Annotated in this window: 16 protein-coding genes; 4 read left to right on the forward strand and 12 right to left on the reverse strand. The window is 49.9% G+C overall.

The window, feature by feature from the left end:
• A complete protein-coding gene (locus R6242_RS11470) occupies nucleotides 1–1293 on the reverse strand; it encodes a methyl-accepting chemotaxis protein (protein ID WP_318426892.1) in 1293 nt (430 codons plus the stop codon).
• A 279-nt stretch (nucleotides 1294–1572) separates the two neighbouring features.
• Between R6242_RS11470 and R6242_RS11475 the strand changes: the two genes are divergently transcribed.
• Nucleotides 1573–2517, forward strand: coding sequence for a rhodanese-related sulfurtransferase (locus R6242_RS11475; protein WP_318426894.1), 945 nt, complete (start codon nucleotides 1573–1575; stop codon nucleotides 2515–2517).
• 279 nt (nucleotides 2518–2796) lie between these two features.
• Here the strand turns inward: R6242_RS11475 and R6242_RS11480 are convergent, their stop codons facing one another.
• The 4 genes from R6242_RS11480 to R6242_RS11495 all read right to left on the reverse strand — a co-directional run bounded on the left by R6242_RS11480 (nucleotide 2797) and on the right by R6242_RS11495 (nucleotide 7401).
• Nucleotides 2797–3147, reverse strand: coding sequence for a 5-carboxymethyl-2-hydroxymuconate Delta-isomerase (locus R6242_RS11480; protein ID WP_318426896.1), 351 nt, complete (start codon nucleotides 3145–3147; stop codon nucleotides 2797–2799).
• 57 nt (nucleotides 3148–3204) lie between these two features.
• Nucleotides 3205–4062 carry a mechanosensitive ion channel family protein gene (locus R6242_RS11485; protein WP_318426898.1) on the reverse strand — a complete coding sequence of 286 codons (858 nt, stop codon included), beginning with the start codon at nucleotides 4060–4062 and terminating at the stop codon, nucleotides 3205–3207.
• 110 nt (nucleotides 4063–4172) lie between these two features.
• Nucleotides 4173–5570 (reverse strand): aspartate aminotransferase family protein, encoded by a 1398-nt coding sequence (locus R6242_RS11490; RefSeq protein ID WP_318426900.1) that lies wholly within the window; start codon nucleotides 5568–5570, stop codon nucleotides 4173–4175.
• A gap of 502 nt (nucleotides 5571–6072) precedes the next feature.
• On the reverse strand, nucleotides 6073–7401 hold the full coding sequence (locus tag R6242_RS11495) for a glutamine synthetase family protein (protein ID WP_318426902.1): 1329 nt from the start codon (nucleotides 7399–7401) through the stop codon (nucleotides 6073–6075).
• Nucleotides 7402–7541: 140 nt separating this feature from the next.
• Here R6242_RS11495 and R6242_RS11500 point away from each other — a divergent pair, with 140 nt between their 5' ends.
• Nucleotides 7542–8318: a type 1 glutamine amidotransferase gene (locus R6242_RS11500; RefSeq protein ID WP_318426904.1), complete on the forward strand. Its 777-nt coding sequence runs from the start codon at nucleotides 7542–7544 to the stop codon at nucleotides 8316–8318.
• 22 nt (nucleotides 8319–8340) lie between these two features.
• On the opposite strand, the gene R6242_RS11505 is transcribed toward R6242_RS11500, so the two are convergent.
• Nucleotides 8341–9096, reverse strand: a complete 756-nt coding sequence (locus R6242_RS11505) for a gamma-glutamyl-gamma-aminobutyrate hydrolase family protein (protein ID WP_318426906.1) — start codon at nucleotides 9094–9096, stop codon at nucleotides 8341–8343.
• A 440-nt stretch (nucleotides 9097–9536) separates the two neighbouring features.
• On the opposite strand from R6242_RS11505, the gene R6242_RS11510 reads away from it, so the two are divergent.
• Nucleotides 9537–10082, forward strand: a complete 546-nt coding sequence (locus tag R6242_RS11510) for a cupin domain-containing protein (protein WP_318426908.1) — start codon at nucleotides 9537–9539, stop codon at nucleotides 10080–10082.
• Here the strand turns inward: R6242_RS11510 and thrH are convergent.
• From thrH to R6242_RS11525, 3 genes are all read right to left on the reverse strand, one after another.
• A complete protein-coding gene (thrH, locus tag R6242_RS11515; RefSeq protein ID WP_318426910.1) occupies nucleotides 10079–10702 on the reverse strand; it encodes a bifunctional phosphoserine phosphatase/homoserine phosphotransferase ThrH in 624 nt (207 codons plus the stop codon). The two genes, R6242_RS11510 and thrH, sit on opposite strands and share 4 nt — an antisense overlap.
• Before the next feature lie 81 nt (nucleotides 10703–10783).
• Nucleotides 10784–11401 carry a LysE family translocator gene (locus R6242_RS11520; RefSeq protein WP_293931980.1) on the reverse strand — a complete coding sequence of 206 codons (618 nt, stop codon included), beginning with the start codon at nucleotides 11399–11401 and terminating at the stop codon, nucleotides 10784–10786.
• A 17-nt stretch (nucleotides 11402–11418) separates the two neighbouring features.
• Complete coding sequence (locus tag R6242_RS11525; protein WP_318426912.1) at nucleotides 11419–12201, reverse strand: 2OG-Fe dioxygenase family protein; 783 nt, start codon at nucleotides 12199–12201, stop codon at nucleotides 11419–11421.
• A gap of 140 nt (nucleotides 12202–12341) precedes the next feature.
• On the opposite strand from R6242_RS11525, the gene R6242_RS11530 reads away from it, so the two are divergent.
• The gene (locus R6242_RS11530) at nucleotides 12342–13244 is read left to right on the forward strand and encodes a LysR substrate-binding domain-containing protein (protein ID WP_318426914.1); all 903 of its coding nucleotides are present in this window, start codon (nucleotides 12342–12344) and stop codon (nucleotides 13242–13244) included.
• Nucleotides 13245–13291: 47 nt separating this feature from the next.
• On the opposite strand, the gene arcC is transcribed toward R6242_RS11530, so the two are convergent.
• The 3 genes from arcC to arcA all read right to left on the reverse strand — a co-directional run bounded on the left by arcC (nucleotide 13292) and on the right by arcA (nucleotide 17471).
• On the reverse strand, nucleotides 13292–14221 hold the full coding sequence (arcC, locus tag R6242_RS11535) for a carbamate kinase (protein ID WP_318426916.1): 930 nt from the start codon (nucleotides 14219–14221) through the stop codon (nucleotides 13292–13294).
• Nucleotides 14222–14790: 569 nt separating this feature from the next.
• The gene (locus tag R6242_RS11540) at nucleotides 14791–15801 is read right to left on the reverse strand and encodes an ornithine carbamoyltransferase (protein ID WP_318426918.1); all 1011 of its coding nucleotides are present in this window, start codon (nucleotides 15799–15801) and stop codon (nucleotides 14791–14793) included.
• Between the two features lie 413 nt (nucleotides 15802–16214).
• Nucleotides 16215–17471 carry an arginine deiminase gene (arcA, locus tag R6242_RS11545; protein ID WP_318426920.1) on the reverse strand — a complete coding sequence of 419 codons (1257 nt, stop codon included), beginning with the start codon at nucleotides 17469–17471 and terminating at the stop codon, nucleotides 16215–16217.
• Nucleotides 17472–17475: the final 4 nt, after the last annotated feature.

Here is a 17475-nt window from a genome sequence, read left to right on the forward strand (position 1 = left end):
TTATTTCATCTTAAAAAATCCAATCACATCCTCCAGCTTTTGCGCGTGTAAGGATAGCTCGTCCGACGTGGTGGATAAACTCTCTGCGGCCATGGCGGTGGCTTGGGTGACGATATTTAATTTGGTGGCGGATTGGTTAATTTGCTCGATACCAATAAATTGCTCACTGGATGCGGCGGCGATTTCTTGGACTAAGTCAGCGGTTTTTCTAATGGATGGCACGATTTCATTCAATAGCTTACCGGCACATTCGGCTTGCTCTACGCTGTTGCTCGCTAAAATACTGATTTCTTGCGCGGCAGTTTGGCTGCGTTCGGCCAGTTTGCGTACCTCGGCAGCCACCACGGCAAAGCCTTTGCCTTGCTCGCCTGCGCGGGCGGCCTCGATGGCGGCGTTCAGTGCCAGCAAATTGGTTTGATAGGCAATATCATCAATAATACGGATTTTGCTAGCAATCTCTCGCATCGCTTGCACGGTTTTTTTAACCGCCTCACCACCGGCAATGGCATTTTTGGATGAATGAGTGGAGATATCTTCGGTAATGCGGGTGTTTTCATTGTTTTGTGCCACGGTGGCGGTCAGCTGCTCTAAATAAGCACTGGTGGCTTCGATACTGGTGGCTTGCTCCATTGCGTTATAAGTTAAGTCTTTGGCCGATAAATTAATGATATGCGCTGTTTTTGCTAGCAAATGCGATGTTGCCGAGATATCTATCAGCACTTCATTGAGCTTTTCAACCATGCTATGCAGGGCAAATAGCAGGCTGTTTTCATGTGAGGATGAAAATTGACCACGCAAATCACCCGCTACCACATCCAATATCAAGCGCCGCGCTTCGCCAGGGCCACAGCCAATTCTATTAATAATTCCCAGATAGGTTTGTGAAATAAGTATTAATGAAAAAACACCAGTAAGTAGCGTGGCTAGGCTAACAATATAAAATAAATTTTGTTTTTTGCTATGTAATTGGGCAATGTTAGGTCTATTTTGAGCATTTTTTATTAATTGCTCAGATAAATTGGCTAATCCTTTAATATCTGATTTACTTATCGTTTGAATTAAATTTATTTCTTGTGCGCTAAAGCCCGTTTGTTGAATAAAATTGTCCCCTCTGCTTTTTTCTATTTGCTGTGGATCTATACGTAATTGCTGGCTAAAAAGAATTGCTGAATTTTGCTGCTGCTGGGCAATAAAAAGCTGCTCGCCCGCTTGGTTAAAAATATAGATACACACATAAAGCAACAGCATAAGCAGTACAAAAAATAATGCTCTAGAAACAAAGATCTTTTTCATGCTTGGCATGGCCATTTTTATCCCCCCAGATTATAGACGCCAAGCCATCTATCACAGCTCACCTGCTTAATTTGCAGTGTCACTCTATAAAGTTAGCTCCTGTGCATGGCTTATAGCAAGGCCAGATTGCGCTTGTTGCTTGTTTTGCCTGCCCCACTTAGCCGCCGCTTGGCAAGTAAAAAGCGTTATAGAGGGTGAGATCAAACCCTGCATCGGGTAAACTCCGCCCTCAAATTGACGGTCCATCCTTTACGCGGATGACCACCTGGAGATAAAGCAATGACCCAAACCCATACTCAGCCGATTGTGGTGGCTGCGCTGTATAAATTTGTAACGCTGGCTGATTTTGAAGCGCTAAAAGAGCCTTTACTGCAATCCATGCTAGATAACGAGGTTAAAGGCACTTTGCTGCTGGCGTTGGAAGGGATTAATGGCACGGTGGCGGGTACGCGTGCCGGTATTGATGGCCTGTTGGCGTGGTTAAAAAGCGATGCGCGCTTTATCGATATTGATCATAAAGAATCGTATTGCGATGAGCAGCCGTTTTACCGCAGCAAGGTAAAGCTAAAAAAAGAAATCGTTACCCTAGGCGTGCCAGGTGTGGATCCAAATCTAGCCGTTGGCACCTATGTAGAGCCGGAGGATTGGAATGCGCTGATTAGCGATCCGACCGTACTGCTGATCGATACGCGTAATGATTATGAAGTGGCAATTGGCACGTTTGAAGGCGCTATTGATCCTAAAACGGCGAGTTTCCGCGAATTTCCAGATTATATTAAGCAGCATTTCGACCCCGCTAAGCACAAGAAAGTCGCCATGTTTTGCACCGGCGGTATTCGCTGCGAAAAAGCCTCTAGCTATATGCTGGGTGAGGGTTTTGAAGAAGTATTCCACCTAAAAGGCGGCATTCTTAAATACTTGGAAACGGTTAAGCAAGAAGAAACCAAGTGGAATGGCGATTGCTTTGTATTTGATAACCGCGTCACCGTTCGCCACGATTTAAGCGAGGGCGATTTTGACCTCTGCCACGCCTGCCGCCAGCCAGTATCAGAGCAAGAGCGCCAATCGCCACATTATGTCGCGGGAATTAGCTGCCCACATTGCTGGAATTCACTCAGCGAGAAAACCCGCAATGGCGCGCGTGAAAGACAAAAACAGATTGAGCTGGCAAAACAGCGCAATCAGCCTAATCCGCTTGGCCGAGTAATAAAGAAGGGTGAATAAAGATCTGGCCGTGATTTGATCGTTATTTTGGGATTTACTTCGAGTCCCTCCCTAAATATATTATGCAATTTGGGTATTTCACGAGTTCTATTAACGTAAGCAATATGCCATTCGTAGGGCGGGTGAAACCCGCGTTTTTTCAACGTCGCTCGCGGGTTTTACCCGCCCTACGATGTTTCAAGGCTTGCAATAGAAAGATTAAATCTAAAGCCAGTTTGATGATCAATATCATGCCCTTAGCTTGCTAGGGCTGGGTATTTCCCCCACCTTATGCTTAGCTTAATTTATATCCTTTTTGCCATACGATTCGCGGTCGATATCGATAATTTCGGTGCGAATCTGAATGCTAAGCTGGTTTGGATGATCAATTTGAATGGCATTGAGTAGTGCGTCTGAAAGAGATTTTTTAATCTCGGCAGAGCGGCCACTCAGCATACGCAGCTTAATATGAATAAAGGCACGGCCCTCACCCACATTGCCTATTAAAAAGTCATCAAAGCCTATGGCACGGCTTTGGATTTCGTCTTCAATAAAATGGCCAGATTCAATGAGCGCAGTATTTAATTGCAATAGAGCAGCTTGGGCGTTTAATGAAAGATTATTGCTGTATTCAAGATTAAGGTGGGGCATGAGCTGGCCTATATCAGGGCAGGCTAGAAACTAGCCAAACCCTGATCATATCGCTATTTATTCAATGTGCTCAAGTTGGGATGTTGGCAATGGCTTGCCGCTAGTATTCGCCGTATGTTGAATATGGTGCACTGTGCGCTGCGGAAATGGAATAGAGATTTTTGCCACATCAAAAGCTTTTTTGATGTTTTCAGTGGTATCAAAAAAGATAGGCCAGTAATGTTCGCTATTGCTCCAAACGCGTACTGTGAAATTAACCGAACTTTCGGCTAAGGATGACACCACCACCATTGGCGCTGGGTCTTGATGAATGCGGCGGTCTTTATTGAGCACCGATAAAATAACTTGGCGGGCGTGATCTATATCATCGTCATAGCCAATACCAAATACAAAATCTACACGGCGAGTTGGCATGGCTGAATAATTGGTTAGATTGCCGTTGGCTAATGGGCCATTGGGCACCACAATTAATTTATTGTCACCGGTGCGCAAGCGTGTGGTGAAGATTTGAATCCCTTCTACCGTACCTGCTTGCCCCTGCGCTTCAATATAGTCGCCCGCTTTAAATGGCTTAAACATTAAGATTAATACCCCTCCAGCAAAATTAGAGAGGCTACCTTGTAATGCCAAGCCAATGGCCAAACTGGCCGCACCTAAAATAGCGATAAATGAAGTGGTTTCAATACCTATCATTGAAGCGGCACTAATCAGCAGCAGCGCTTTTAATGCCACATTGGCAAGGCTGCCTAAGAAGTGGCGCAAAGTGGATTCAACATTGCTGCGAGCCAGCATTTTTTCTAGTAATTGCGTGGCAATGCCAATGAGTTTCCAGCCGATAAAAAGTGTGAGCAGGGCAGAAAATAATTTTGGCGCGTAGCTGATTGCTTGTGCTTGCAGTATTTCAATCCAATTCATTCGATACTCATCTATTTGGGTGACAGTTCCTTTTAGTGTCACAGAAATGGCGCTCTATTCGAAGTGAATAAATTACGCTTTGAATAGGAAATGCTGCACACATTATCTTGTTACCTGCCAATTTCCCGCGCATATTCATCCACGCATTGCAGTGCTAGCGCTACAAATTCGGCGGCTTGTGCACGGCTCATAATCAACGGTGGGGCGGCGATCATGCTATCGCCGGTGGCGCGCATAATCAGTTTGTTTTTTAGGCAGATATCGCGGCAGCGCAGTGCCATTTCGCTGCCGTTGCTAAAGCGCTTGCGGCTGGCTTTGTCTTCTACCAAGGTGAGCGCAAAGAAAAATCCTAGGCTGCGCACATCGGACACCAGTGGGTGATTGTCGAAAGCGTCGTGCCAGAGCTGGGCGGCATAGGGGGCGACGTCTGCGTGCATGCGCTCGATGATCTGTTCATTTTGCAGGATATGAATATTGGCGACGGCAACGGCGCAGGCAACAGGATGGCCAGAATAAGTAAACCCGTGGTTAAAATCGCCGCCTGCTATCAGCACATCGGCCACTTTATCGTGCACAAGCACGCCGCCAATGGGGATATAGCCCGAGCTTAAGCCCTTGGCGATGGTCATCAGATGGGGGCGAATGCCGTAGTGCTGGCTACCAAACCATGAGCCGGTGCGGCCAAAGCCGCAGATCACTTCATCTGCAATCAGCAAAATTCCATAATGATCGCAAATGCGCTGGATTTCTGGCCAGTAAGTGGAGGGCGGAATAATAATCCCTCCCGCGCCCTGCACTGGTTCGCCAATAAAGGCGGCAACGTTTTCAACGCCTAGCTCTAAGATTTTATCTTCTAGCGCTCTGGCGGCTTTCAGCCCGTATTCCTTGGGGCTAAGCTCGTCGCCATTGGCGAACCACCAAGGCTGCTCAATATGGGCAATGCCTGGGATGGGCAGATCGCCCTGCTCGTGCATATAGTGCATGCCACCTAAGCTGGCCCCGCCTATGGTGGAGCCGTGATAGCCGTTGATGCGGGCGATGATGGTTTTTTTGTTAGGCTGGCCGAGTGTGGCCCAGTAATGGCGAACCATGCGAATAATGGTGTCGTTGCCTTCGGAGCCTGAGTTGGTATAAAAAACGTGCTTAAAGCCATCGGGGGCGACTTGCGCCAAGAGGCTGGATAGCTCGATCACCGGTGGGTGGGTGGTTTTAAAAAAGGTATTGTAAAAGGGGAGTTGCAGCATTTGCTGGTAAGCCGCATCCGCCAGCTCACGTCTGCCATAGCCGATATTGACGCACCACAGCCCGCTCATGGCATCAAAAATTTTATTTCCGTCCGAGTCATATATATAAACCCCTTCACCACGAACAATCACCCGCGAGCCGTGGGCATTGAGCGCGGCGGTATCCGAGAAGGGGTGGATGTGGTGGGCGGCATCGAGTGACTGATATTCCGCCGTGCTGCGGCCAAGCTTAGAGTGGCTTGGGCCGATGGGATTCGGATTCATCGAGTGTCTCCTGATGCTGCATAAATTGTGTAGGGTGGGCAGGTTTTTATGCCCACGCGATGGTTTGAATAGGGTGTGTTGCTTGCAAATCAAAGCAGAAGCAGAAGCAGAAGCAGAAGACATTTAGTTAGTGCCTTCGGCACGGTGTTTTGGTGCGGGAATCCCCCGCGTGGGACTTACTTTCTTGCTTCGCCAAGAAAGTAAGCAAAGAAGGCGACCCCGACCAGCACGAAGGCCCCTCACTGCGGATAATCGGCTCGGCGAAAAAGGCTGCGCGCTCGCTGCCTCGCTACCCCTTTTCCGAAACCCCGATCCGCTTATTCCTCGCTTCGGCGTGCTTCAAGGGGGATTGAAGCCCCGTGCCATGAGTAGCGATAAAAATTGCTGAGTTTGAAACATACTAAAAAACTCAAAAAACAGGCCTAAATTCAAAAAAGGTTTTCCTCCGTGAAACTCCGTGTTCTCTGTGCTCTCCGTGGTTCAAGGTTTGGGTTTTGCAACATCAAACATGCAGCAGCAAATGCTTCCTTTCCCATGGGCTGATGACTCTTGCGTATTCGACGTATTCGGCTTCTTTTACTGCGCAATAGGCTTTGATAAATTGCTCACCCAATACGGCGGCTATAGGGTGGCAGTCGCTGAGTATTTGTGTGGCGGCATCTAGCCCTCTGGGGAAGGCGAAGGGTAGGGTGTAGGCGTCGCCGGTGAGGGGTTCGGTGGGGGTAAGTTGTTCTTCTATGCCTAGATAGGCGCAGGCGAGTGTGGCGGCGAGGGCCAGATAGGGGTTGCAATCCACGCCGGGCAGGCGGTTTTCTATGCGGCGGGCGATGGGGTCGGAGTGCGGCACGCGGATGCCGCAGGTGCGGTTATCAAAACCCCACTGCACATTGATGGGCGCAGCGTAGTAGCGAGTTAGGCGGCGGTAGCTGTTTACAAAGGGGGCGAATAGCGCGATCACTTGCGGGAAGTATTTTTGCATGCCGGCTACCGATTGATAAAACACCTCGCTGGGCGTGCCATCCACATTAGAAAATACATTCTGGCCGCTGATTTCATCTACCACGCTCATATGAATATGCATGGCTGAGCCTGGCTCGTTTTCCATCGGCTTAGCCATAAAGGTGGCGTACATTCTGTGGCGAATCGCCGCTTCCCGCACCGTGCGTTTAAATAGGAATACCTGATCGGCTAACTCCAAGGCATCGCCGTGCAGAAAGTTGATTTCCATCTGGCAAGCGCCCACTTCGTGGATTAGCGTATCGATCTGCAAGCCCTGCGCATCGCAGTAATCGTAAACATCTTCAAATAGATCGTCGTATTCATTGACCGCGTCAATTGAATACGCTTTGCGGCCGGTTTCTGGCCGACCCGTGCGGCCTAAGGGCGGCTGCAGTGGCAGATCGGGATCGCGGTTGATATCAACCAGATAAAATTCCATTTCTGGCGCAACAACCGGTTTCCAGCCTCTATCTTCATAGAGTTTGAGCACGCGGCGTAATACATAGCGGGGGGACAGCTCAACTGGGCTGCCATCAAAGTAAAAGCAATCGTGAATTACCTGCGCCACTGGGTCTTTGGCCCATGGCACGATGCGGATAGTGTTGGGGTCTGGAATCAGAATCATGTCCGGATCGGTGATCGGCGTGATGTGTTGCGCGTATTCGCCGGTCACGGTTTGCACCAGCACGGTAATAGGCAGGCGCATGCCTTCTTCTTCACTGAATTTTTCTTTAGGCACAATTTTACCGCGGGCTATGCCGGTGAAATCGGGCGTGACACATTCCACTTCAGTGATTCGACGTTCTCGCAGCCAGTCGCTGATTAAGCTCATGGTGCCTCCCTTTTTGATTTGTTAAGACGGGGCGGGCCTACATCTTTATATAAATTTAATACTGGCCTGCTGTGTTTTTACAGTTTCTTTCCTTTGGAATGCTTAGGCTTAATACGTCGATTACGCCTAGGAGCTTGCCGGTGAAACCCATTGCCATTTGTCGTCATGAGGCCACTCAGGGGCCAGGCTATTTACAATCTTTTTTAGATAAACACGGCGTGCCTTATCGGATTTTTGCCATTGATGCGGGGGATACACCTCCTCGTTGTGCTGCTGAATTTAGTGGTGTGGTGGTTCTGGGCTCTAATGCCGGTGTGAACGATGGCCTAGCTTGGATTAAGCGGGAAGAGGCGCTACTTAAAGATGCTTTACGGCTGGAGCGCCCCATTCTTGGCCATTGTTTTGGCGGGCAATTGCTATCCAAAAGCCTGGGGGGCAAGGTACGTCGTAATAGCGTGCCGCAAATCGGCTGGGGCAAGGTGCTGGTGACCAAGTTTGATGAGGCGCGCCACTGGCTGGGCGATAAGCGCGAGCTGGATCTGTTTCATTGGCATTTCGATACCTTTGAAGTGCCACGCGGTGCCAAGCGCACGTTGTTTGGCTATTACTGCATGAATAAGGGCTTTGCGCTTGGCCCGCATTTGGGCTTGCAATCGCATTTGGAGGTGACGGCGCAGAGTATTCGCCAGTGGTGCGCTGAGGATAGACAGGTGTTGCAGCAGTGGCAGGCGCAAAGCTCGGTGCAGAGCGAGGCGCAGATTCTGCATCGCTTGGATGAAAAAGTAGCCGCCCTGCACCAAGTGGCCGATCATGTTTACCGGCAGTGGCTGGGCGGGGTATCGGGTGCACTGCACGCACATTTGACCAAAACACAGCGTCCACATGGTGGTGCTGGCTGGTTGGAGGCGCTGAAATAGGGGCTGGATAGGGCGCATAGGCTTACCTTTTTTTAGCGCTAAGTTGGTGCTGCGTACAAGCCGCCGCAAATGCAGTCAGCATGGCCATAGAGAGTGGATTATCTTGGAATCTCCACTCTGGGTGCCATTGCACCGCCAGTGCAAAGCGGGCGGCATGGCTAACGCTAAAGGCTTCGATCAGCCCATCGGGGGCCAGCGCTTCTATCTGCAAGCCCGCCCCTAATTTGGCAACGCCTTGATGATGTAAAGAGTTAACTCTGGCGCTAGTCTGGCCGTATAACTGGTGTAGTAGCCCGCCGGTGACCAGCTCAATTTCATGCGCTGGGCCGTACATTTCATCAAGGCTGCTGCCCTGCTCACGATGATCGAGCTTGCCTGCTTGCTGATGCACGGCTTGCTCTAGTGTGCCGCCAAACGCCACATTGACTTCTTGTGCGCCTCGGCAAATACCTAAAACCGGTACACCCAACTCAACCGCCGCTCTAATCAAGGGCAGGGTGGTGTCGTCTCTTTGCGGATCATTAAAATCGTTCGCGAGCACTTGGCCTTGGTAGTGCTGTGGCTCGATATTGGATTGGCTGCCGGTGAGTAGCAGGCCATCGATGCTGCTTAAAATTTGCTCAAGCTGGCTGGCGTCCCCCAGCGCGGGGATCAGCAGCGGTAATCCGCCAGCGGCTACGGCCGCCTGAATATATTTCTCCCCTACTAGATGAAAGAAATGGCCATCTTCTTTTAAGCGCCAACGGCAGCAAGTGATTCCAATAATGGGCTGAGCCATGATACGTCTCTGCTGATATGGGGCGAGATAGTGGAGTTACAGGCTCCGCTCTGAGTACTAAGCTGGCTGGCGGGTTTTACCCCAGTCCTATCAACTTAGATCTATCTAATTGCAAGTATTGAAACATCGTAGGGCGGGTGCAACCCGCGTTTTTTAGCATCGCTCGCGGGTTTAACCCACGCTACAAAACCAAGTCTTTGCTCTAAAGAAGGGCGCTGCGCCTTATTTTTTGTGTTGTTTGAGGGGGATGCTTGCAGATATGCACGCATGTCACCTTATGTATTAAGACTAGCCTGTTAAATATATTTGACAAGGTGAGGCTTTGCGCTTGGGCTAAGTAAATTCCTGTAGCGCAAAAAAATGCAGCATTGGCCCGCTGGCTTATTCTTCCTGCATGACATAGTTTAAGTGGGTGTTGATTATTTTGAACGGGGCTGGCTATGGACGTTGGCGCAAGGCTAAAACGGGTGCGGCAGCGCTTTGGCTTATCGCAGCGGGAGCTGGCAAAAAGGGCCGGCGTTACCAATGCTACCGTTTCATTGATTGAGCAAAATCGGGTTAGCCCATCGATTAGCTCCTTAAAAAAACTGCTGGAAGGCTTTCCGATGTCTTTGGCGGAGTTCTTTACCTTTGAGCAAGATAGTATTGTGCCTAGCTATATTTTCCCCGCTGGCGAGCAACCCAATCTGGGCAATGCCGCTTTGCAAATGCATTTGGTTGGATCTGGGTTCCAGGACCGGCACATCGGCTTATTGCGGGAGCAATACCAGCCGGGGGCGGATACCGGCAGTGAAATGCTGCAACATGAGGGGCAGGAGTGCGGTGTGCTGGTGAGCGGGCAGATGGAGCTGACTATTGCTGGGCAGGTGCATCATTTACAGGCAGGGGATGGTTATTACTTTCCAAGCAATTTGCCACATCGTTTTCGGAATATCGGCGCTGGCGCTGCCGAAGTGATTAGCGCCAATACGCCGAGCTCTTTTTAATTCACCGAGCTTAATACGGCGTTATGCTCGAGGATGATGTCATCCAAAATCTCTTGGTAACTTAGCGCCACACGTAAGTCAGGTGCGGCTTGCCTTGTTTCTACAGAGGGGCAAAATAAATAGCTCTGCGTGGCTTTGCGCAGCATGCTGAGATCATTAAATGCATCGCCTACGGCTAAGGTGCGAGCGCCCATCGCTGCAAATTCTTCGATCACTTCATGCTTACCATGAGCGCGGCTATAGCGGGCGAAGCGAATTTGGCCGTTTGGTTTGCAAACAAAGCGATGGCAGCGTAGCTCTGGCTGGCCCAGCGTATGCCATAGCGGCGTGAGCATTTCTTGAAAAGCATCAGAAACCAGTACAACGCGGTAGTGTTTTTGTAGCTGATTTATAAAATTAATCGCGCCAGGTAAGGGCGCAAGTTTGGCAATCATATGTTCAATATCGGCAATACCTAAGCGGTTTTCATTCAAAATGCAGATGCGTTTTGAAACCAACTGTACATAGTCAGGCTCTTCACGCGTGGTAATCGCCAGCGATTTAATCCCAGTATATTGGGCAATATGTGGCCACATTTCTGGAATCAACACGCCTTCCATATCGATGCATGCAATTTTCATTTGCTTAGCCCCTTGGGATAAAAGTGTGGATAGAGTAAAGCCGGAAGATGCACTCCATCAGAGCAAAGTGCATTCTTTGGCTTAATGTGTGAGCGGTGCAAAGGCAAGCGATACACCCAGCCCAAGCAGGGCGCTACCAATGATTTTATTGAGCACACTTTGCCCATTAATCATGGCGGATCTTAAGGTTTGGTGAGAGAAAAACAGCGCCACAAGCGAAAACCAAATACCGTGCGCTAATGACATAAATAAGCCATAGCCAATTTGCTGCGTTAGCGGGGTGCTTGGGTTAACCACTTGGGTGTAGGTGCTCACCACGAAAAGTGTGGTTTTAGGGTTAAGCACATTGGTTAAAAAGCCGTTTCTTAGTGCAGATAAAGGGCTTAAAGCTGAATCAGCGCTTAAATCTATATCGAGCTTACTTTTACTGGTAAAGGTTTTGTAGCCGATATAAATTAAGTAAATCGCCCCCGCTATTTTGATCACGGTAAACAGCGCTGGCGATTGCGAAATGATCAGCCCTACACCCAACATGGTGTACATCACATGGATTTGCACACCCAAGGCAATCCCCAGTGCGGCCAATAAACCGGCTTTGCGGCCATAGAGGTAGCTATTGCGGGTAACCATTGCAAAATCAGCGCCGGGGCTGATAACGGCCAGAATGGTGATGAGCGCGACGGCAAAAATTTCGTTCATTGGATTTATCCTTTAAATCAATCGGCAGTCGTTGGAGATTGCGTTTTGCGGCGGAAGGTAATAACCAGCACATCACGAGCAGCTAGCCGATCACTATCGAGCTGCATGATGGGGGTGACGCCATGGAAAACTTGCTCATCATTGACGAGCGCCATATCTAGCGGGTTGGTTAAAACAAACTGGTCTAAGCGGTTTTTGTTGAGGTCATAAATAGTGGTTGCGCCATTCACCATATTGGCGCGCTGCACCATCAGCATCATCACAAAATTAACGCCATCTCTATGCACGCCTTCTGGTGTGGGCAGGCCTGCTTGCTCTGCATTAGCTTCAATGCGAAATTGGTGCGCTTCAATATGCCAAGCATGCTCTGGCATCAGTTGGCCAAAAATATCGCAAGCCAAGGTGAGCAAGTTATTCATGCTGTGGCTTTGCATTACCGCATCGCTAATTGGTGCGTAGTGGCGAGCAATTCCGCCATTCAAATTGTTGTAAGTTAAACTTTGGTAATGCGGCTGGTGGGCTTCTTTTTGCCAAAGGCGGCTGGCTGCAGGGGCGCTCAGTGTGGCGTGTTTACGTTTGCGATAGCTGCCTTGGTCGGCCATATAGGTGTCTAGAGCCAGATCAGACCAGCTATTTTGAAAAGTACTCCAGTCTTGCAGTGCGCTAGCTTGCTGCTGTTGCAATAGTGATCTGACCTGCTCTGCAGGAATAAAACAGAAGTTTTTTTGAGCCATTTGCATACGAACTTGCTCTAGATCTGAATACGCTTGCTTGTCATCACGGTAAGGTGTTTGCAGCATTTGAAAGCCTATTTTTCATGTGTTGATTTATTGATGGAAGTTGCGAGTCAGCTATTGCATAGCCTGCTGCTATTTTGTCTATCTTGCTCGTTAAGCAAAATCGATTTATGCTCAATAAAATCAATGAGAAAAAGTCAACGATGAGTCTCCGAATTCCTTCACTCAATGCTTTACGGGTATTTGAGGCCGCTGCACGGCATCTCAGCCTGATTCGTGCTTCAGAAGAGTTGTTTGTGACGCAGGGAGCGGTTAGTCGCCAGATTAAGCAGCTAGAAGAAAGCTTGGGTGTGTTGTTATTTGAGCGCCGGAACCGAGCTATTTTTCTGACCAGAGAGGGCGAGCTATTAAAAAACACTTGCCAAGAGATGCTGGCGCAATTGGCGCTTACATTGCAAAAACTCAAGGGAAATCCTTACGACAGGCCTTTGGTTGTATCGTGTGAGCCAACCATTGCCATGCGCTGGCTTATTCCTCGCTTAAGCGATTTTCATAGCCGCTACCCAGCAATTCAGCTGCATTTATTTACAGCAGGAGGCGTGGTTGATTTTCAAGGCGGACATATTGATCTAGCGATCAGACGCAATGATTTCAACTGGGGGAAAGATTGCTATTCAGAAGAAATAGGGCAAGAAAAAGTAGGGCCGGTGTGTGTGCCAGAGCAGTTGCAAGATGGGCGCTTAAACCTTGAGCAGAGTAGTCTTTTGCATACCCGCACCCGAGCAAATGCTTGGGCGCGTTGGGGGGAGGAGGCGCAGCAGGCGGTAACGAGCCGCCAAAATTCATATTTCGAGCATTTTTATTTAAGCTTACAGGCGGCGAGCGCTGGCTTAGGCGTGGCGATTGCTTCGGCCTATATGATAGAAGAAGAGCTAAAAAATGGCCGCCTAGTTGCGCCATTTGGCTTAGTGCCCGATGGCTCACGGTATTTTGTTTTGTCCGCAGAGCCGTTTGCCCAAGATGAGCGGCGTTTAGTGTTTTTGGATTGGATTAGGCAGGAGTTTCAAAAATCGGATGAGGTGCTGGGGCGCTTGCTGGCGGTTTAGACGCCGTAACGCATGGCGCTACGGCATGGGGTGGAAAATCATTGATCTCAACGATAGCTTAACTCTGATGTTTGGGTTGAAACCCGTGTGCCTGCCTTGCCTTGCACAATCGCTTCGATATCACTGAGCGAGCCGATCACCGCTACCTTGCCGGTATTGCGGGCAAATTCGCAGGCGGCTTGCACCTTGGGCCCCATCGATCCGGCGGCAAAGCCTAGGCGTTCTAATTCATCAGGGTGGGCCGTGGCGATGGCTTTTTGGCTAGGTTTGCCATAGTCGATAAAGGTGGCGCTGACATCGGTGGCAATCACTAGTAAATCGGCGTTTAACTCTTCTGCCAGCAGGGCGGAGCAGAGGTCTTTGTCGATCACCGCTTCAATGCCGTGCAATTTTCCCTCTTTATCGTAGCAAGTTGGAATCCCGCCGCCCCCCGCACAAATCACGATGGTGCCGTGCTCTAGCAGCCATTTTACTGGGCGAAGTTCAAAAATACGTTTGGGCCTTGGGCTGGCCACCACGCGGCGAAATTTATCGCCATCTGGGGCAATAGCCCAGCCTTTTTCGGCGGCGAGCCTATCGGCATCTTCTTTGCTGTAAATAGGGCCAATGGGCTTGGTCGGGTTTTTAAAAGCAGGGTCGGCCGCGTCGACTTCTACTTGGGTCAGAATGGTGGCAAACGGCGTTTCAACCGGCAGCAGATTGCCTAGCTCCTGCTCAATCATATAGCCAATCATGCCCTCGGTTTCTGCGCCGAGTACATCGAGCGGGTAAGGGCTTACTTGGCTATAAGCCGCGTTTTGCAGTGCGAGCAGCCCCACTTGTGGGCCATTGCCGTGGGCGATAACCAGCTCATGGCCGGGGGCTACTTTGGCGATTTGTTTTACGGCGATAATGACGTTTTCACGCTGATTTTCTGCACTAAGGGCTTCGCCACGGCGAAGCAGTGCGTTGCCGCCTAGGGCGATCACGATACGCATAATGAATCCTTTATTGCGGCTTACACCGCCATTTTTAGTGCCTGCGGCACGTCGGTTTTTGTGCGGCAGCTGCTACACGTTTGCAAGCATTGAATCATCGTTGGGCGGGTGAAACCCACCGTTTTTGTAGCATTTCATAGCGACTGGTTTTGCTCGATGTGCGCAAAGCAAAAAAGATCTTTTTAGTGCCTGCAGCACGTTGGTTTCGGTGCGGGCGTCCCGCTGGACCTTCCTTTCTTGCTTCGCCAAGAAACGAAGCCAAAGAAGGCGACCCCTAAAACACGAAGGCCCCTCGCTGCGGACAATCGAGGCGGCGTCAATTCAACTCGCTTCGCTCAAACACGAATTGACGACTACCCCGCCCCGCTTGTTCCTCGCTCGGCGTGTTTTCAGGGGAGGGTAAAAGCCCTGTGCCATGAGTAGTGACAAACTACAGATTGTTGAGTTTTAACATGTTCAGAACACAAAAATGACTTAATTCATCACCTGTTTTCCTCCGTGAAACTCCGTGTTCTCTGTGTCCTCCGTGGTTCAAGATTTGGGTTGTGCTATGCCTGCGTCGGGCAGAATCAGATATCCCCCAAGGTTGAAACCAGAATGGCTTTAATCGTGTGCATGCGGTTTTCTGCTTGCTCGAAGGCGATGTTGGCTGGGGATTCGAACACTTCTTCGGTGACTTCTACACCGTTGGCGAGGAAGGGGTATTGCTCGGCGATTTGCTTGCCCATTTTGGTATCGCTATTGTGAAAAGCGGGCAGGCAGTGCATAAATTTGGTACGCGGATTGCCGGAGGCTTTCATCATGGCGCTGTTAACTTGGTAGGGCAGTAATTGTTTGATCCGCTCGGCCCACGCTTCAACCGGCTCACCCATCGATACCCATACATCGGTATGGATAAAATCAACTCCTTTTACTGCTTCCAGCGGGTCTTCGGTTAGCGTGATTTTTGCGCCGGATTCTTGTGCAAAATGGCGGCATTGTGCAACAAAATCTTCATGTGGCCACAGCGCTTTAGGTGCGGCAACGCGCACGTCCATGCCTAGCTTTGCGCCAATTAAGAGCAGTGAATTGCCCATATTATTGCGGGCGTCGCCCAAATAGGCGTAGCTGATATCGTGCAGTGGTTTGTCGCTGTGTTCACGCATGGTGAGCACGTCGGCCAGCATTTGGGTGGGGTGATATTCGTCGGTTAAGCCGTTAAATACCGGCACATCGGCAAAGGCGGCCAGCTCTTCTACGATTTCTTGGCTGTAGCCGCGATATTCGATGGCATCGTATAGCCTGCCCAGCACGCGGGCGGTGTCTTTCATGCTTTCTTTATGACCAATTTGCGATGAGCTTGGGTCGATATAGGTGACGTTTGCGCCTTGATCGTAAGCGGCCACTTCAAAGGAGCAGCGGGTGCGGGTAGAGGTTTTTTCAAAAATCAGCGCGATGTTTTTGCGTTTTAGATGCTGCTGCTCGGTGCCGGTGTATTTAGCGCGTTTTAGATCTCGGGATAAATCTAGTAGATAACGTAGCTCACGCTGGGTGTGGTGCATTAGGCTAAGCAGATTACGATTATGCATATTGAAGGACATGATTGATTCTCCGGTAAACGAAAAAAAATACTGATATTTGTTAAGTGCCTTCGGCACAGTGTTTAGGAGCGGTAGCCACCCCGGGGGCGTTCTTTTCTTGAACGGCCAAGAAAAGAACCAAAGCCGCAACCTCAAAAGCACGAAGGCCCCTCACTGTGGATAATCGGCTCGGCGAAAAAGGCTGCGCACTCGCTGCCTCGCTAACCCTTTTCCGAAGCCCCGAGCCGCTTATTCCTCGTGTCGCGGCTTCAAGGGGAGAGTAAAAGCCCCTTGCCCCGTGCCAAGAAGAACCAAAGATTGTGGTGTTTGAAAAAAATCAAAACGTAAAGAAAACGATTTTTCTCCGTGAAACTCCGTGTTCTCTGTGCCCTCCGTGGTTCAAGATTTGGGTTTTTCTAATAGCGCTCAACTAATCAGTAATCAACCGGATCCCGAATAATTGGGCAGGTCATGCAGTGGCCACCGCCTCGGCCACGGCCTAGTTCGGCGGAGCTGATGGTGATGACTTCTACGCCTGCTTTGCGTAGTAGGGTGTTGGTGTGGATGTTGCGGTCGTAAGCTAAAACCACGCCGGGTTGTAGGGCGACGACGTTATTGCCGTCGTCCCATTGCTCACGTTCAGCTTCAAAGGAGTTGCCACCGGTTTGCACCACGCGTAGCGCAGGTAATTTGAGCGCTTCGGCGACCACATCTAGGAAGGGTTTGCTTTCGCGGCGCAGATCAATGCCATTCGGTTTGCTTTCATCGGGGCGCAGGCTGAAGGCGACAATTTGTTTGACCACTTCGGGGAAGATGGTGACCAAATCCCGATCGCAAAAGCTAAATACAGTGTCGAGATGCATGGCAGAGCGGGATTTAGGCAGGGCGGCCACGATCACGCGTTCCACGGCACCGGCTTTAAATAGAGACATCGCAACTTGGCCGATGGCTTGGTGCGAGGTGCGCTCGCCCATGCCAATCAGCACAACGCCGTTGCCAATCGGCATTACATCGCCACCTTCTAGTGTGGCGCTACCGTGATCGACATCGGGATCACCCCACCAAACTTTGACATCGGCGGTGGCAAAATCGGGGTGGAATTTATAAATAGCGGTAACCAGCAGAGTCTCTTGTCGCCTTGCTGGCCAATACATTGGGTTAAGCGTCACGCCGCCGTAAATCCAGCAGGTGGTATCGCGGGTAAATTGGGTGTTCGGTAGCGGTGGCAAAATAAAGCTGGCATTGCCGAAGTTTTCACGGAAGATACTCAGCACTTCCGATGGGGTATCGGCAGGCAAATCAGGAGCAACTACGCCGCCCATTAAAAACTCAGCCAAATGGCGTGGCTCTAAGGAATCTAGCCAGCTGCGCACTTCTTCTAGTAAGCCAATGCCGACTAAATCTGCAGTAATCTTGCGATCAAGTATCCATTTTTTGGCTTCAGGAATCGCTACGGTGGTGGTAAGCAGATTGTGCATCTCTATCACATCCACACCGCGCTCACGCATTTTGGAAACAAAATCAAAGTGATCGCGTTTGGCTTGGCTAACCCACAGCACATCGTCAAATAATAAAGAATCGCAGTTATTGGGTGTCAGCCGCATATGCGCCAACCCTGGCGAGCAAACCATCACCCGCCTTAGCATGCCTACTTCAGAATGCACACCCAATTGTAGATTTTCGGTACTCATCACA

Origin of the sequence: Iodobacter sp. CM08 (assembly GCF_033446605.1) — a bacterium.
Classification (GTDB): Bacteria; Pseudomonadota; Gammaproteobacteria; order Burkholderiales; family Chitinibacteraceae; genus Iodobacter.

What these genes read in the sequence shown, in the direction of transcription:
- R6242_RS11470 (WP_318426892.1), bottom strand. Translation starts at nt 1,293, where the DNA reads ATGAAAAAGATCTTTGTTTCTAGAGCATTATTTTTTGTACTGCTTATG.
- R6242_RS11475 (WP_318426894.1), top strand. Translation starts at nt 1,573, where the DNA reads ATGACCCAAACCCATACTCAGCCGATTGTGGTGGCTGCGCTGTATAAA.
- R6242_RS11480 (WP_318426896.1), bottom strand. Translation starts at nt 3,147, where the DNA reads ATGCCCCACCTTAATCTTGAATACAGCAATAATCTTTCATTAAACGCC.
- R6242_RS11485 (WP_318426898.1), bottom strand. Translation starts at nt 4,062, where the DNA reads ATGAATTGGATTGAAATACTGCAAGCACAAGCAATCAGCTACGCGCCA.
- R6242_RS11490 (WP_318426900.1), bottom strand. Translation starts at nt 5,570, where the DNA reads ATGAATCCGAATCCCATCGGCCCAAGCCACTCTAAGCTTGGCCGCAGC.
- R6242_RS11495 (WP_318426902.1), bottom strand. Translation starts at nt 7,401, where the DNA reads ATGAGCTTAATCAGCGACTGGCTGCGAGAACGTCGAATCACTGAAGTG.
- R6242_RS11505 (WP_318426906.1), bottom strand. Translation starts at nt 9,096, where the DNA reads ATGGCTCAGCCCATTATTGGAATCACTTGCTGCCGTTGGCGCTTAAAA.
- R6242_RS11510 (WP_318426908.1), top strand. Translation starts at nt 9,537, where the DNA reads ATGGACGTTGGCGCAAGGCTAAAACGGGTGCGGCAGCGCTTTGGCTTA.
- thrH (WP_318426910.1), bottom strand. Translation starts at nt 10,702, where the DNA reads ATGAAAATTGCATGCATCGATATGGAAGGCGTGTTGATTCCAGAAATG.
- R6242_RS11520 (WP_293931980.1), bottom strand. Translation starts at nt 11,401, where the DNA reads ATGAACGAAATTTTTGCCGTCGCGCTCATCACCATTCTGGCCGTTATC.
- R6242_RS11525 (WP_318426912.1), bottom strand. Translation starts at nt 12,201, where the DNA reads ATGCTGCAAACACCTTACCGTGATGACAAGCAAGCGTATTCAGATCTA.
- R6242_RS11530 (WP_318426914.1), top strand. Translation starts at nt 12,342, where the DNA reads ATGAGTCTCCGAATTCCTTCACTCAATGCTTTACGGGTATTTGAGGCC.
- arcC (WP_318426916.1), bottom strand. Translation starts at nt 14,221, where the DNA reads ATGCGTATCGTGATCGCCCTAGGCGGCAACGCACTGCTTCGCCGTGGC.
- R6242_RS11540 (WP_318426918.1), bottom strand. Translation starts at nt 15,801, where the DNA reads ATGTCCTTCAATATGCATAATCGTAATCTGCTTAGCCTAATGCACCAC.
- arcA (WP_318426920.1), bottom strand. Translation starts at nt 17,471, where the DNA reads ATGAGTACCGAAAATCTACAATTGGGTGTGCATTCTGAAGTAGGCATG.